This window comes from Micromonospora olivasterospora (assembly GCF_007830265.1).
GTDB lineage: Bacteria > Actinomycetota > Actinomycetes > Mycobacteriales > Micromonosporaceae > Micromonospora > Micromonospora olivasterospora.
Genome location: NZ_VLKE01000001.1, coordinates 4895680 through 4910598, shown reverse-complemented (window position 1 = coordinate 4910598; position 14919 = coordinate 4895680). Strand labels below are relative to the sequence as shown.

The following is a 14919-nucleotide window of genomic DNA, read 5'->3' as shown; positions in this document are numbered from 1 at the left end:
TTAGCGCCGTGAGCGGGAGGCAAGCCCCTTTTCGAAGATTGTGATGTCGGCGTGGAAGGTGTAGGTCTGCGTGGTTGCGGGGTGCTGTCCGGCGTTCGGGCTGTACTTGCTGGTCGGGTTCTTGCGGGAGCGGGCCTTGATTCGAGGGCGGCGCCAGGCGGGTAGGAGGTCGGCCAGCGCGGCGTGGCCTATCGTGCCGAGGAGGTCGGTTGAGCTGCCGGGAAGGATTCCGCTGGCGGTGGTGATCGTGTCGGCGGCGGCGTCGATGAGGATGGTGAAGCTGATCCGGTCCATGTCCAGGCCGGGCTGGGTGCAGGTGGCGTCTGCTGCCGCGCGGATGAGGGCCTGGTAGGCGGTGAGCAGGGCGTACACCTCCTGCTCGATCCCGGGGATGCTGCGGGAGCGCAGGACGCGGCCGTCGAGCATGGTCGCTTTGATCGAGAAATACGTGGTTTCGGCCTGCCAGCGTTCGTGGTAGAGGTCCACGAGTTCGTGGGCGGGGTAGCGGGTGTGGTCTGTCAGGCTGGTGATCAGCCGCCACTGCTCGCGCCGCAGGCTGCCGTCGGCCAGTGTGACGGTGACCTGCGCTTCGATGACCCGCACCAGGATGAGAGCGGGTAGGCTGCCGTAGCCGATGCGGGCCAGGTAGGAGCCGTCGGGTAGGCGACGCTGGATGGTCGGGCAGCGGCGGGCGGATGAGCGGACCAGGAACTGCGCGCCGGTGGCGCCGACGTCGCGCAGGAATTCCGCGGCGTCGAAGCCGGCGTCGGCCAGCAGCAGCATCGTGCGGTCCAGGACGCCCAGAAGCCGCCGCGCGTAAGCCAGTTCGCCTTCTGTTTCGGGGCCGAAGGCCGCGGCGAGCAGGGCGCGGGTCCCACACTCGATCACCACGAGCAGCCGTAGCAGCGGGTAGCCGAACTCCAGCTTGTCTCCTACGCGTTTGGGGTAGCGCCAGGTGACCCGTTCCTCGTCGGGCACGTGCAGGTGGGTGCCGTCGATGGCCACGGTACGCAGGCCCCGGTAGAACACGCCGGGCTGGCCGAGCAGACCGACGGCACCGGCCAGGGTCTCGAACAGGCGCCGTAGCGGCGCTACTCCGACCCGGCGGCGAGCGCGTGACAGTGAGGAGATACTCGGCCGCGTCAGGCACAAGCCGGCCAGGGCCGCGGTCAGCTTCCCCCACGTCGCTCGGTAGGAACAGCGGTCGAGCAGGGCGAGTGCGAGGACGAAGTACACCACGACCCGAGACGGCAGCAGCCGCAGCCGCTTCTCGCGTGTCCCGGTTTCTTCCAGCACCGCGTCGACCAGGTCGAAGTCGATGATCTGGGTCAACTCGCCCAGATGTCCGGGCGCGTGCACACCCCCGGCTACCTCGATCGACCGGGTGATGACAGACTTCTCCTGCAACGGGACTCCTGAGGCATGATCTTCTTGCTCGACACAAGTTGATCTATCAGAAGTCCCGTTCGCGTCTTCAAAGTCCCCCTTGACTCATCCGCCGATCGCCAAACGCAACGGCGTTGACGTCAATCAGCGATGATGATCTCAACGGGCGTGGTCCTCTTTGATCTTCCCAGACTCGACACCTGGATGATCATCGAAAGGCCACGCCCGTCTCTATACCACCATGATCCGGAGCGTCCGCACCCAAACGCCCACAACGGTCATACCGCCACCTTGCCGGGGCCCTGGCCAGCTCGGCGAACCGACCATCTGGAACTGGTGACAACGGCCCGTGCCGGTGGGGTAGGCGGTGCCGACCACTCCAACCGGTGATCAAGAGCTTTGTGTCAGATCAGAGATCGACTCTGACGCAAAGCTCTTGATCACCGCGCCCGGCGGCCGGGGAACGCCGCGCTGGGGGCCTTCGCCATCACCGTGCCCGGCGGCCGGGGAACGCCGCGCTGGGGCCTTGGCCCAAGGCCGGGTAGTTAGGGGCTGCAGATCATCAACACGCGGCTTTGGGCTCTGGCGGGGTGGTGATGCCTTCTGTGGTGGCGAGGGTGTAGAGGTCGTTTAGGGTGGCGAGTCGCTGTGGGCCGGGTTGGATGCTGTGTCCCGCCTGTTGCAGGAGTTGCCGGGTCTCGCGTATCCGCCTGTTGATTGTTTCGGGTCGGACGCTGAACAGGGCGGCGACGGCGACCTGGGACAGGGCGAGTCGGTGGTGCAGGATGGCGGCGATGAGCCGGTCGGCGAGGGTGAGGACGGGGCGGCGGCCGGTGCCGGGCGCGGTCAGTCGGGGACGGTGACCGCGTCGCTTGTTCAGGCGTGTTTCCCGCTGCTGGTCGTGCAGTGTCATCAGGGTGGTGATCAGTGCGTCCCACTCGTCGGGGGGTAGTCCGGTCAGGGCCGGATGCGCTAGCCAGGCCAGGTCGGGGCTGGGCTGGTCGAACGGGTCGGGGGCGTTGTTGACCTGTTCGTATTCCTCGGGGTGCAGGGTGTAGTTCCACTCACCGTGCCAGTCGTGGCGGCTCAGCGGTAGCGCGTCGTGTTGTCGGTCGCTGAGGCGTACGCCGGTGTCGTAGGTGTTGGTGTCGAGGGCGGCGTGTACGCGTAGGCCGGTGCGGGTCGTGGTGGCGGCGATGCTCTGCACGATCACGTCATGGCTGGTCAGCGGCCGGCCCCGCCAGTTCATGGTGATGTGGGAGAACAGCCGGTGTTCGACCTTGTTCCACTTTGAGGTGCCGGGTGGGAAGTGGCACACGGTGATGTCCAGCCCTGTCTGCACGGCGAGGGCGGCCAGTTCCGCTTTCCAGGCGCGGGTGCGGTAGCCGTTGGAGCCACCCGCGTCCGCGGTGATCAGCAGCCGCCTGGCGTGCGGATAGTCGCTGGAGCCGATGCTGTTCCACCAACGGCGGATCGACTCCACGGCGAACGCGGCGGTGTCGTGGTCGGTGCCGACGTTGACCCAGCCGGTGTTGGCGGCCAGGTCGTAGATGCCGTAAGGCACCGCCTTGCCCAGCTCGCTGTCGGGGAAGTCGTGAGTGCGGGTAGCGACCGGTTCACCGGCCGGCCGCCACTGGCGGCCGGCGTTGGCGAACGGGCCGACCAGTTCCTTCTTCTTGGTGTCCACGCTGACGACCGGGTCACCGGTGTCCTGATGGTCTCTGACCTGGTCGTTGATGTAGCGGAACTGCGCGTCGCGGTCCGGATGCTGCTTACCCTCGATGGTCTTGGCGTTGGCCTGCAGGCTGAACCCGTCGGACCGCAGCAGGTCGGCCACGGTGTCGGCGCCCACCGGGTGGCCCTGACGGGTCAACTCCGCGGCGAGGGTGCGGGTCGACTTGGTCGTCCACCGCAGAGGCGACATCGGATCGCCCCGCTCGTCCGGCTCGACCAGAGCCAGCAACGCCGGGCGCAACCGCGGATCCGTCTCGGACAGGCTTCTGCGGCCTCCGCCCAGGCGGCGTGCCCTACCCAAAGGGGGATCGCCCGCGTCCAAGTCGGACACGCCGCGAGAGACCGTGTTCTCGGCGACCCCGGCAGCCCGGGCCACCGCCCGGATCCCGCCGTGCCCCAACGCCCGCGCCTCAGCGCCCATCAGCAGGCGACGCTGCCGCTCATCCAGATGCGGAAAGATCGCTTCGAACTTCGCCGCCAGCATTTGTTCGGTTTCCACCGTCACGGCCATACCACATCCAACACGGCCGGACAGGAAAACCTCTACTTATTTCTCGGCAGACCCTTAGGGCGTTGCGGCTGCTGTCAAGCGGGGTTTGCGGGGTTTGCGGGGTGGGGATGGTGTGGGTGGTGGGAGTGGTTCGGTGGTGTCGTCGTGGATGGTGATGGCGAGGTTGGTGATCTTCTGGTTGGTGGTGGGTCTGCCGGGTGGGTGTTTGGCGTAGCGGGACAGTGGTGATTTGACGCGGCGGGTGCTGGTGCGTGCTCGGCGTGGTGGGAGGAGTTCAGCGAGGACGGCGCGGCCGATAGCGCCGGTGAGGTCGGTGTTCTCGGGCAGGACGTCGGCGGCGTTGGTGAGTTGTTCCCGGGCGGTGTGCAGGGCGATGGTGAAGCTGGCCCGGTCGGGGTCGGTCCCGGGCCGGGTTTCGGTGGCGTGGACCATCGCGGTGCGCAGCGCCTGGTAGACGGTCAGCAGTGCCCACAGTTCCTGCTGGATGCCGGTCGGGTCGCCGGAGCGCAGGATTCGTCCGTGCAGGATGGTGTGGCGCAGGGCGTAGTACGCCGATTCGTGTTCCCAGCGCTGGTGATAGAGCTCGACCAGGCGGTGGCCGGGTGCCGGCGGGGGTCGCGCAGGGAGGTGACGAGGCGGTAGACGCCGGTGTAGGTGGTGGCGTCGGCGCAGGTGACGGTGACGGTGGCGTCGATGACCCGGACGGGGACGTGGTTGAGGACGCTCAGGTATGAGCCGTCGTCGAGGCGGGCCAGGACCGGCAGGCGGCGGTTGCCGCGCAGCCGGCCCAGGAATTGGGCGCCGGTGCCGGCGACCGCGGTCAGGAACATGTTGGAGTCGAAGCCCTTGTCCCACAGCACGAGCATGCCGGCATCCAGCAGATGCAGCAGTTTGCTGGCGTAGCTGGTCTCGCCCTCGGCGGTCGGTCCGAACACCGCACCGAGCATGCCGCGGGTGCCGGTCTCGACCAGCGTCATCAACTCCACCGCCGGGTAGCCGTTTCCGGTGCGTTTGCCGAGCCAGGCACGGTTGCGGGCGGTGTCGGCGGTGCGTTGGGAGGTACAACCGTCGAAGGACACCGTGCGATAGCGGCCGAACCGCACCCCGGGAGTGTGTGGCTGCGCGAGAGGCCCGGCGAGGACCTCGAAGAGGGCCTTCACCGGAGCGGGACCGACGCGGCGGCGCAGGTCACGTAGCCCTTTACCCGATGGGACGACCACGACCAGCCCCACCAGCCCGGCGATCATCTTGGCCCAGACCCGCCGGTAGCCGACCTCCGGGAACAGGCACATCGCCAGCACGAAGTACACCCCGACCCGGGACGGCAGGTTCCGTAGTCTTGCCTGCACCGTACCGGTCTCGGCCAGCACCGCATCGACGAGTTCAAAGGGCACGATCGAGGTGAGTTCCCCGAGATGGCCCGGGGCGAACACTCCCGCCGCGACCCGGACAGTGCGGGTGATGGCGGCCACAGTGCGGGACAGGGCAGAATGATCCGGCAACGGAACTCCCGGGCAGAAACGGTGGATCTTGGTCGACCGCCAGTTCTACCGGAGTTCCGTTGCTTTTACCGCCCCCGGGCCCATCGGCTTGACAGCCACGCCCGCCGCCTAACTACCCGGCCTTGGGCCTTGGCCGCGTCCGGCAGGTGTCAGCCGACGGGGCCGATCTGCTTCGCCAGGTCGACGAACGCCTGCCACGGCTTCGGGTCGAACCGGAGCGTGCCGCCGTCCCGGTCCTTCGTGTCGCGCACGAGCACGACGCCGGGCAGGTTGTCGGCCACCTCTACGCACGAGCCGCCGTTGGTCCCCGAGCGAGTCGACTTGTGCCACCTGGCACCGGTCATGTCCATGTCTGCGCCGCTTCCTTGATCAGTTCGAGTGACTGCCTGCGCGAGAGGGCTTCACCTCTGACCACTTCCCACGTCCGCTGGAGGGTAGCAAGGTCGTCCACCCCGTCCACCACCTGCGCCTTGACCTGGTGGTCGAGGTGGGCGACCACCGCCCCGTCGGTCAGGGTCGCCAGGATGAAGGCTCCCTGTAGACCAAGATAGATTCCTGCGTCCTCGGGGACCACAAGGACATGGACGTGCGGCAGTTCGGCCATCTTGGCGAGGTGCTCGAGCTGCTCGGCCATCACCCCGGGGTGCCCGTTGATCGGCCGGCGCAGCACCATGACGTCGAGCACGGCGACCAGCGGCACGGGAGACTCCCGGGTCAGGATCTGCTGCCGCTCCAGCCGCGACGCCACCCGCTGCTCCACCTCCGCGGGGAGGAGCAGGCTGTGCGCCAGGATCGCTCGGGCGTACGCCTCGGTCTGCAGCAGGCCCGGCAGGAACGCCGGCTCGTACCAGCGCAGCAGGGTCCCGTCGCGCTCCAACTCGATCCACTCGCGCAGCCAGGTCGGCGCCACGTCCAGCTTGGCCAGGTCGCGCAGCATCCGCATGAACCGGCCCTCCCGGCCCGGCTGGTACGCGGGATCGTGCGCCCGGTCGACGGCCTCCATGTACTCCTTCGTCGGCGGGCGTCCACCCGTCTCCACCGAGCTCACGTGGGAGCCGGAGTAGCCGATGGTCCGGCCGAACTCCTCCTGACTCAGTCCGAGCGACGCTCGGAGCAGCCGAAGTTCGTTGAGCACGTAGTCGCTGGCGGTCGCCATCAATTCCCCAATTCCTGCTCAATGTTGCCGGCGAGACTTTCAGGAGCGCCCATCCGCCCTTCCGACCTGCACGGATGCGGCGCGCGCGTTCCGACAGTAGCGGCGTCCTAAGCAGACTGTCACGCATGCGGACCCGCTCCACGCCGAGGAAAGCTGGGCGGGGTCTACGCCGGGGCCCACGGCACCGCACCCACGGCGCTGTGACGTACCGCCCACGTCCACGATCCGGCGAATTGCGACCTGGAGCGGGTTGACCTCCACCTACTGCCGTCGCCAGGAGGTAGGTGTGATCGTCCGCGGCGTGCGTAACACCACCGACCTTCGGACCGAGTACCGGCTCGCCGCGATGAACCAGTCGCTGGGTGTCCCCACGGTATTTCTGCCTGCGCAGCCCGAACTGGCCGCGATGTCCTCGACCGCGGTGCGCACGCTGGGAAGTGACCTTCGTCCACGCAGCCATGGACTGCCGGACATTGGCGAACCCCTCGTCGGTCCGCCGGTTGGATAGCTTTTGTGACCGCCGCGTCAAGATCAATTGACGTTGGAGCCCCAAGAACTCCCGACGAAATGATCTTTGAGGTGCCTGGATCACTCCGCGTCCGGTAGCTTGCCCTCCCGCGCCCACAGCCGGAGCTTTTCCGGTTTGCGGACCGCCCAGATCCGGGGTGACCCGCCCGTCCGCGGCGTCCAACGAGGCGACCGTCACGACGACACCGGCGCGCTGGGCCACCAGGCCCGGCACACCGTTGACCGACCGCTCAAGGAGTTTCCCACTCCCACCCGAGAACGGGCGGAGCCCCCGGCACTGCCGTCGGCGACCAGCGGTACCGGGCCCCGCTCACCTACCCGGGTGATCAGGCCGGAGCGGTGATCGCCCAGCGCTCGTGGTCCCGCCACGCCCCGTCGATGAACAGGTAGTCGGGCGAGTAGCCCTCCAGCCGGAACCCGAGCTTGCGGGCCACCCGCCGGGACGGCTCGTTGCCCGGCTGGATGTTCGCCTCCAGCCGGTGCAGGCCCAGCGCGGTGAACGCGTGCTCGACCACCAGGCCGACGCCGGCCGAGGCGTGCCCGGTGCCGCTGTACGGCAGGAACGCGGCATAGCCGAGGTACCCGCCGCGCAGCGCGCCGAGCAGGATGCCGCTGATGTTGGCGTACCCGGCGATCGCCCCGGTGGCCCGGTCGCAGATCAGGTAGCCGGCGTGGTCGCGGCGGCGGATCTTGCGCAGGTACGCGGCGTACGCCTCGGGGGTGTCCGGGGCGGCCAGCCACGGGTGGTGCAGGTCGTGGCTGCGCCGGGCGGCGGCGATGAACTCGACCTCGTCGGCGGGTCGGGGCCGCCGGATGGCCGCCGCACCGGCCGTACGCAGGCATCTCACGGGGTCACTCTGACCGTGGACGCCACCCCCCATACGCGATCTTGCAGTTTCGGCCCTCGATATGGGTGATTTGTGACGTTTGTCGGGGCCGGAAGTGCAAGATCGCGGGAGGGCACCGGCAGAGGGGCGCGCGGCGTGCCGAGTGTTCAGAGTGGGCGCGGGTACGGCTCGTCCGCCGGCATCGGGACCTGGAGGAACGTCGCGCCCCGCAGGTCCAGCCAGGCGCGGTCGGGGGCGCGGACGAGCCGCAGCATCACGTTCGTGCAGGCCGGGCAGCGGGCGACCAGTCCCGGGGCGTGCGGGTAGACCCGCATCCCGGCCATCGGGCCGGTGGTGCCGCAGGACTCGCACCGCCCGGTGGCGGCGCTCAGGTCGACGGCGAACAGCTCCCGCAGGGGGCCGTCCAGCACGTTCCCGTCCAGGTAGGACATGTCGCTCATCGAGTCTCCCTCAACCGGTCGGGCCGAATCGTTCGGTGCGGACGCGCGCGGGCTGGTGGCCGAGGCCGACCAGCAGGTCCGCCACCGACTCCACGAATCCGGTCGGCCCGCAGACGTAGCAGAGCGGCTGGTTCTCGGGTGGCCAGCCGGTGGCGGTCACATCCGCCGGGCCGACCCGGTGCGGCTCGCCGTCCCACCCCTGCGGGGCCCGGCGCGTGTACACGTACGCGATGTCCAGGCCCTCGTCGTCGCGGGCGCGGCGGCGCAGTTCCTCGGCGTAGAACACGTCGTCCGGGGTGCGCACCGAGTACAGCAGCCGGAACGGCGCCCGGCTGCCGGCCGCGCGGCGGGCCCGGACCATCGCCATCAGCGGCACCACGCCCGACCCGCCGGCGGCCAGCAGCACCGGGGTGTCCTGCTCCGGCCGCCAGACGAACCAGCCGCCGACCGGCCCGCGCACCTCCACCGGGTCGCCGGGGGCGTACACGTCGATCAGGTACGGCGACACCTCGCCGTCGGGCACCCGCTGCACGGTCAGCGCGATCCGGTCCCCCTCGGCGGGCGCGGCGAGGGAGTACGACCGGGCGGCCTGGTAACCGTCTTCGGCGGTCAGCCGGACGTCGAGGTGCTGGCCGGGCAGGTGCCCCGGCCAGCCCGGCGCGTCGAGGACCAGCGTCTGCGCGGTGGGGGTCTCCACCCGGCGCTCGACGAGCCGGGCCACCCGCCAGGTCAACGCGGCGCTCACCCGGCCGCCCCGCGCCGCGCGGTCGCCCCGCGCCCCGCGCTGCGCGCCCGGCGTCGGCCGGCGGTCAGTCGCCCGCGTACCGCTGCTCGCGCCACGGGTCACCGTAGTCGTGGTAGCCCGCCGTCTCCCAGAAGCCGGGCTCGTCCATCGTCTTCAGCCGGATGCCGCGCACCCACTTCGCGGACTTCCAGAAGTACAGGTGGGGCACCAGCAGCCGGGCCGGCCCGCCGTGCTCCGGCGGCAGGTCCCGGCCGGAGTACCGGTGGGCCACCCACGCCCGCCCGCCGCGCAGGTCGGCCAGCGGCAGGTTGGTGGTGTACCCGCCGTACGAGTGGGCGAGGGCGTAGGTCGCCTCGGTGTCCACGCCGTCGAGCAGGACGTCCAGCGAGACGCCCTGCCAGTCCGTCTGCCGCTTCGACCAGCGGGTCACGCAGTGGATGTCGACCGTCGGCGTCTCCTGCGGCAGGGCGGTGAACTCCGCCCAGGACCAGCGGACCTCCTCGCCGGTCTCGGTGGTGATGACGAACTCCCACGTGTCCAGCGGCACCTTCGGCGTCGGGCCGGCCGAGAGCACCGGGAAGTCCTCGGTCAGATACTGCCCCGGCGGCAGGGCCGGCTCCGCCGAACGGGGCCGGCCCTGGAAGCCCGGCGTGACGATTCCCACCCGTCAGTCGTACCACCCGGGCCGCGCCCGGCGCCCCGGTTCCCCGGACGGGGCGTCAGTGGCCTTCGGTGGTGGCCGGCGCCGCGGCCTCCCGGGTGGCGCGCAGGCTGGTGAGCGTGACGACGACGAGCACGCCGATGATGACCCCGAGCGAGGCGAGCGTCGGGATCTGCGGCACGCCCGGCCAGCTGCCGTGCGCCCAGTGCAGCCCGAGCTTCACGCCGATGAACGCGAGGATGATCGCCAGGCCGTAGCTGAGGTGCACGAGGCGGCTCAGCGCGGCGTGCAGCACGAAGTAGAGCGCGCGCAGGCCCAGCAGGGCGAACGCGTTGGTGGCGAAGACCAGGTACGGGTCCTCGGTGATGCCGTAGACCGCCGGCACCGAGTCCACGGCGAAGACCACGTCGGTGGCGAGCACCGCGACCACCACCAGGGCGAACGGGGTGAGCGCCCGGCGGCCGCCCTGCCGCACAATCATCCTCGTGCTGTGGTACTCGTCGACGACCGGCATGAACCGGCGCAGCAGGCGCACCGACCGCATCCGGTTGATGTCGACCTCCTGCTCGTGGCCGGAGACGGCGTCGCGGAGCAGCTTGACCGCGGTGGCGACGAGGATGAGGCCGAACAGCAGGAACGCGAAGTCGAGCGTCTTCAGCGCCGCCGCGCCGAGGGCGATGAAGACGGCCCGCAGCACCAGCGCGCCGGCGATGCCGTAGAGCAGCACCCGCTGGGCGAGCACGGCCGGCACCGCGAAGGCGGCCAGCAGCAGCATGAAGACGAACAGGTTGTCGACGGAGAGCGACTTCTCCACCAGGTAACCGGTCAGGTACTCCAGGCCCTGCGCGGAGCCGTACCGGTTCCACACCCAGGCGCCGAAGGCCAGCGGCAGCGCCACGTAGAACGCCGACCAGCCGAGGGCCTCCCTGAGCGAGACCTCGTGCGGCCGGCGGGTCACCAGGAAGTCCAGGACCAGCAGGGCGAGCACGCCCGCGATGGTCACTGCCCAGAGAGTTGGCGTGCCCACCGACGACAGCTCGGCGGCAGACAGATACGACAATTCGGTCATGGGGCCCCCTCGAACACCGTGTCATGTTCGAGGTCTCCTTCACCCACGCATCCCGTGGGCAACCACCCGGGGCACGCTCCGGGCGCGCCGTACTGACCGGAATGGTTCGTGGGAAGTACTCCCCTCGTGCGCCAAGGCTAGGACACTCGCCACCGGCCCGCCAAGCCGGCACCCCGGCCGTCACGGGCGGTGGCGGTGCCGCGACCGGCCGCTGCCCGGGTCGCCGCGAGGACGTCGGCGACACGCAGGTCTGCCAGGCACGCCGGACCGGAGGGGTCCAGCGGGCAGCAAGCCTGCCACCAGCAGGGCTGCTCGGTGATCGCGGTGGGCAGCCGGTGCGGACAGTCCGCCAGCCCCTGGAGGTCGACGCCGGCGGCCGGCGAGCCGGCCACGGCAGCGCCGGAAGCCCTCGCCATGCCGTACCGGCGGGCGTCGGTGGGGCCGAACAGGCCCACCGTCGGCACCCCCGCCGCGGCGGCCAGCCGGACGGGCCCGGTGTCCGGCCCCACCACCACGCCGCCGCGCCGGGCGACGGCCGCGAACTGGCCGGCGAGGGTCGGCAGGTCGCCCCGGGGCAGCGGCACCGCCACCGGGTCGACCGGGTCCGCGCCGACGGCGAGCACCGGATGGCCGAGCCCGGTCAGCGCGTCGGCCAACTCCCGCCACCGCCCGGCCGGCCAGCGCTTCACCGCCATCCCCGCGTCGGTGACCAGCACCACCGGGGGCGCGGGCGGCTCGCCGACCAGGCGGGCCACCGCCCGCTCCCCGGCCGCCCGCGCCGCCGCCGGCAGGTGCACGCGCGGCCGGGCGGTCAGGTCCACCCCGTCGAGCAGCCCCTCGGCGTGCAGGATCGCCAGGTAGCGCTCCCCCACCGGCTGGTCGGGCGGGGGCCGGCGCCACAGGTCGGTGACGCAGCGCGCACCGGTGGCCTCCAGCAGGTCGGGGATGCCGTCGTACCGGGTGGTGGTGACGGCCAGGTCCGGCGGGGCGGCGGCGAGGGCGTCGAGGACCGCCTCCCGCTCCGCGCCGGCGCGGCCGTGCCGGGGCGTGCGGACGCGCGTCACCGCCGGGTCCGCCCGGACCAGCTCCGCGCCGGGCTCGTGGGTGAGCACCCGCAGCCGCGCCCCGGGGTTGCGCCGGGCCAGTCCGTGCACGGCGGGCAGCAGCATCAGCAGGTCGCCGATCCCGCCGAGCAGGTCCACCACCAGGATCTCGCCGTACGTCCGCGCCACCGGTCACCCCCTCAGCAGCCCCGCGTACAGGTCCCGGTGCGCGGCGGCCACGCGCGGCCAGGAGTACGCGGCGGCGAACGCGCGACCCCGCTCGGCCAGCCGCCGGCGCAGCACCGGGTCGGCCAGCAGCCGCCGCAGCGCGGCGACGATCGCGGCGCTGTCCCGGCGGGCCCGGATGACCGCCACCGCGCCGCTGCCGGCCAGCTCGTCGTCCCCGTCGGGCACGGTCACCGCGGTCGGGACGCCGTGGGCCAGGGCGGCCAGCAGCGCCCCGCTCTTCGTGTTCACCCCGGCGGTGAACGGCAGCACCACCACGTCGGCGGCGTGCAGGGCGGCGGAGACCCGCTCGGCCGGCAGGTGCCCGGTGAAGGTGACCCGGTCGGCCACCCCGCAGCGGCGGGCCAGCCCGGTCAGCTCGGCCCGGTACGCCGCCGCCTCCGCCTCCGGCAGCGCCTGGGAGGTGAACCCGCCGACGACCAGCAGGCGCAGGTCGGGGTGCGTCCGGCGCAGCTCGGGCAGCGCCTCGATCAGGTGCCGCAGCCCCTTCACGGGATGGACGAAGCCGAAGAACGCCAGCAGCGGCGCGCCCTCGGCCAGCCCCAGCTCGGCGCGCAGCCGCAGCCCCTCGGTGGCCGCCCCGGGCCGGTCGGTGACGTTCGGGGCGATGGGCACGTGCACGGGCTCCCGGCCGGCGCGGGCGCGTACGGCGGCGGCGTGGGCCGGGTTCGTGACGACGACGGCGCCGCTGCCCGGCACGAGGCGGCCGGTCTCCCGGCACCACCGGCCGCCGCGTTCCACGATCGACCACAGGGGGCCGGGCAGCCAGCCGGGGGCCGCCCACGAGCCGTACTCGTGCAGGGTGGTGACCAGCGGGACGCCCCGGGGCAGCCGCAGCGGCAGCAGGCCGGGCACGCGGGAGAACCGGTACGCCGCCGGGGCGAACTGCACGTGCACCAGGTCGGGCCGCAGCCGGCGGGCCTGCCTGGCCGCCCGGCCGCAGGCCGCCCACCACCGGGCCGGCGACGTCCCGCCGTCCGGGCACACGCCGACGGCGGTGGCGTCGACGCCCACCTCGGCCAGGGCCCGGGCCAGCCGCGCCACGTAGTCGCTGACCCCGTCGGCGTCGGGCCGGCCGGGGCCGTGCAGCAGGGCCACCCGGATCGGGCGCTCGTCGGCCACGCCACCCCCTCGCCTCGCGCTGTCGCGGGCGGGTTCCCGGGGCCTTACGAGGCAAACGCGCGCCGCCTACGGTGTACCGATGAGCGAACGCGAGATCCAGGCGGGCGTCGGCGTGGGGCCCCTCGCCGGCGTACGGGTGGTCGAGCTGGCCGGCATCGGGCCCGGCCCGTTCGCGGCGATGATGCTGGCGGACCTGGGCGCCGACGTGGTGCGGGTCGACCGGGCGACCGACGTGGACCCGACGGTGTTCGGCACGCCGCACCCCGACCTGCTGAACCGGGGCCGCCGCTCGGTGGCGGTGGACCTGAAGTCGGCGGGTGGCCGGGAGGTGGTGCTGGCCCTGGTCGCCGGCGCGGACGCGCTGGTCGAGGGCTTCCGCCCCGGGGTCACCGAGCGGCTCGGCCTGGGCCCCGCCGACTGCCTGGCGGTCAACCCCCGCCTGGTGTACGGGCGGATGACCGGCTGGGGGCAGGACGGCCCGAACGCCCCGTACGCCGGCCACGACATCGACTACATCGCGCTGACCGGGGCGTTGCACGGCATCGGCCGCGCCGGGGAGCGCCCGGTGCCGCCCCTGAACCTGCTCGGCGACTTCGGCGGCGGCGGGATGATGCTCGCCCTGGGCGTCGTCTCCGCCCTGTACGCCGTCGCCGGCGGGGCCCGGGGCCAGGTCGTCGACGCGGCCATCGTGGACGGTGTGGCCGTGCTGTCCACGATGATCCACACGCTGCGCCGGACCGGCATGTGGCAGGACCCGCGCGGCGTGAACCTGCTCGACGGCGGCGCGCCGTTCTACGACACGTACGAGTGCGCCGACGGCCGGCACCTCGCCGTCGGCGCGCTGGAGCCCCGCTTCTACGCCGAACTGGTGCGGCGTACGGGCTTCCCGCTGCCCGGCGACGAGGCGCCAGACCGCGACGACCCGGCGAACTGGCCGGCGCTGCGCGAGGCGTGGGGGCGACTGTTCCGCACCCGTACCCGCGACGAGTGGACGGCGCTGCTCGGCTCCTCGGACGCCTGCGTCGCGCCCGTGCTGGACTGGACGGAGGCCCCGCGGCACCCGCACCTGGCGGCCCGGGGGGTGTTCGCGGAGCACGCCGGGGCGACCCAGCCGGCCCCCGCGCCCCGGTTCTCCGGCACCCCGACGGCGCTGCGCCGGCCGCCGCCGCACCCCGGCGAGCACACCGACGAGGTGCTGGCCGAGGCGGGCTTCCCGGCCGACCGGATCGCCGCCCTGCGCGCCGCGGGGGCGGTGGCCTGATCTCGCCGCGCCGCCCCTTCGGGCCGGGTCCCGCCGTCGACCTCCGGCGCACGGTGGTGGCGGCAGTGGCCTGGAAGGCGAGGCCCCGGACGAGCAGGTCGCGGCTGAGCACGAGCTGCTGGTGGATCACCCGGCTACGCCGAGCGCCGCGACGCGCAGCCACTGCGCGGCCGCGCCGGCCACCTCGCCCGACCCGCCGAGGGTACCCGCCAGCGGGCCGGCGGCGACCTGCGTGCCGATCGCGGCGAGCACCCCGACCCCGAACGCGAGCCAGGACGCCTGCACGCCCTCGGCCACCGCCGCGGCCCGGTCGCCGGAGCCGAACCGGCGGGCCGCCCGCCCCGTGATCCCGTACGCCAGCACGCCGCCCAGCCAGGCGGTGAGGGTCAGCACCGTGCCGCCGACGGCGAGTGCGGCCAGCGGCACCCGGCCCAGGTGCCCGACCACGGCGGTGTCGACCAGGACGTAGAGCGGCTCGGCGGCGAGCACCACGAGGGCCGGCAGGGCGAGCGCGGCGATCCGCCGGGGCGGCGCGACCGTGGGCTGGGCGAGGGTGGACTGGCTCATCGCCGCCGATCCCGACACGACACGCGTAAGGATCGCAATATTCTGCGCCACTTACCCGCGCATCACGGTCGCACTCGGATCATCGATGTGGTGGCTGCAC

General features: G+C 72.3%; 15 protein-coding genes and 1 pseudogene. 2 read left to right on the top strand and 14 right to left on the bottom strand.

The window, feature by feature from the left end; all coding sequences use genetic code 11:
* The 6 genes from JD77_RS22605 to JD77_RS22580 form a co-directional block, all read right to left on the bottom strand.
* Complete coding sequence (locus tag JD77_RS22605; protein WP_145776073.1) at positions 1–1407, bottom strand: IS4 family transposase; 1407 nt, start codon at positions 1405–1407, stop codon at positions 1–3.
* A 541-nt stretch (positions 1408–1948) separates the two neighbouring features.
* The gene (locus JD77_RS22600; RefSeq protein ID WP_145774681.1) at positions 1949–3631 is read right to left on the bottom strand and encodes an ISAzo13 family transposase; all 1683 of its coding nucleotides are present in this window, start codon (positions 3629–3631) and stop codon (positions 1949–1951) included.
* A 54-nt stretch (positions 3632–3685) separates the two neighbouring features.
* The gene (locus JD77_RS22595; RefSeq protein WP_145776072.1) at positions 3686–4063 is read right to left on the bottom strand and encodes a hypothetical protein; all 378 of its coding nucleotides are present in this window, start codon (positions 4061–4063) and stop codon (positions 3686–3688) included.
* Positions 4064–4089: 26 nt separating this feature from the next.
* Complete coding sequence (locus tag JD77_RS22590; RefSeq protein WP_170286513.1) at positions 4090–5133, bottom strand: transposase domain-containing protein; 1044 nt, start codon at positions 5131–5133, stop codon at positions 4090–4092.
* Positions 5134–5282: 149 nt separating this feature from the next.
* Positions 5283–5477, bottom strand: a complete 195-nt coding sequence (locus JD77_RS22585; RefSeq protein ID WP_145777724.1) for a DUF397 domain-containing protein — start codon at positions 5475–5477, stop codon at positions 5283–5285.
* The gene (locus JD77_RS22580; protein ID WP_145776070.1) at positions 5474–6289 is read right to left on the bottom strand and encodes a helix-turn-helix domain-containing protein; all 816 of its coding nucleotides are present in this window, start codon (positions 6287–6289) and stop codon (positions 5474–5476) included. Before JD77_RS22580 ends, JD77_RS22585 begins: the two co-directional genes overlap by 4 nt.
* Positions 6290–6590: 301 nt before the next feature.
* Between JD77_RS22580 and JD77_RS32935 the strand changes: the two genes are divergently transcribed.
* Positions 6591–6797, top strand: coding sequence for a nucleotidyl transferase family protein (locus tag JD77_RS32935; RefSeq protein ID WP_211372633.1), 207 nt, complete (start codon positions 6591–6593; stop codon positions 6795–6797).
* A 346-nt stretch (positions 6798–7143) separates the two neighbouring features.
* On the opposite strand, the gene JD77_RS22565 is transcribed toward JD77_RS32935, so the two are convergent.
* The 7 genes from JD77_RS22565 to JD77_RS22535 form a co-directional block, all read right to left on the bottom strand.
* Entirely contained in the window at positions 7144–7665 is a 522-nt protein-coding gene (locus JD77_RS22565; RefSeq protein WP_246140842.1) for a GNAT family N-acetyltransferase, read from the bottom strand.
* A 146-nt stretch (positions 7666–7811) separates the two neighbouring features.
* Entirely contained in the window at positions 7812–8105 is a 294-nt protein-coding gene (locus JD77_RS22560) for a DUF6510 family protein (protein WP_145776068.1), read from the bottom strand.
* Positions 8106–8115: 10 nt separating this feature from the next.
* Positions 8116–8850, bottom strand: a complete 735-nt coding sequence (locus JD77_RS22555; protein ID WP_145776067.1) for a ferredoxin reductase — start codon at positions 8848–8850, stop codon at positions 8116–8118.
* A 64-nt stretch (positions 8851–8914) separates the two neighbouring features.
* Positions 8915–9514, bottom strand: a complete 600-nt coding sequence (locus JD77_RS22550) for a sulfite oxidase-like oxidoreductase (protein ID WP_145776066.1) — start codon at positions 9512–9514, stop codon at positions 8915–8917.
* A gap of 55 nt (positions 9515–9569) precedes the next feature.
* Complete coding sequence (locus tag JD77_RS22545; protein ID WP_145776065.1) at positions 9570–10580, bottom strand: TerC/Alx family metal homeostasis membrane protein; 1011 nt, start codon at positions 10578–10580, stop codon at positions 9570–9572.
* Positions 10581–10717: 137 nt separating this feature from the next.
* The gene (locus JD77_RS22540) at positions 10718–11812 is read right to left on the bottom strand and encodes a glycosyltransferase family 9 protein (protein WP_211372632.1); all 1095 of its coding nucleotides are present in this window, start codon (positions 11810–11812) and stop codon (positions 10718–10720) included.
* Between the two features lie 3 nt (positions 11813–11815).
* Entirely contained in the window at positions 11816–12991 is a 1176-nt protein-coding gene (locus JD77_RS22535) for a glycosyltransferase family 4 protein (RefSeq protein WP_145776064.1), read from the bottom strand.
* Positions 12992–13070: 79 nt separating this feature from the next.
* On the opposite strand from JD77_RS22535, the gene JD77_RS22530 reads away from it, so the two are divergent.
* A complete protein-coding gene (locus JD77_RS22530) occupies positions 13071–14252 on the top strand; it encodes a CaiB/BaiF CoA transferase family protein (protein WP_145776063.1) in 1182 nt (393 codons plus the stop codon).
* 129 nt (positions 14253–14381) lie between these two features.
* Here JD77_RS22530 and JD77_RS22525 read toward each other — a convergent pair.
* Positions 14382–14819, bottom strand: a pseudogene (locus JD77_RS22525) (MATE family efflux transporter); the annotation flags it as partial.
* Positions 14820–14919: the final 100 nt, after the last annotated feature.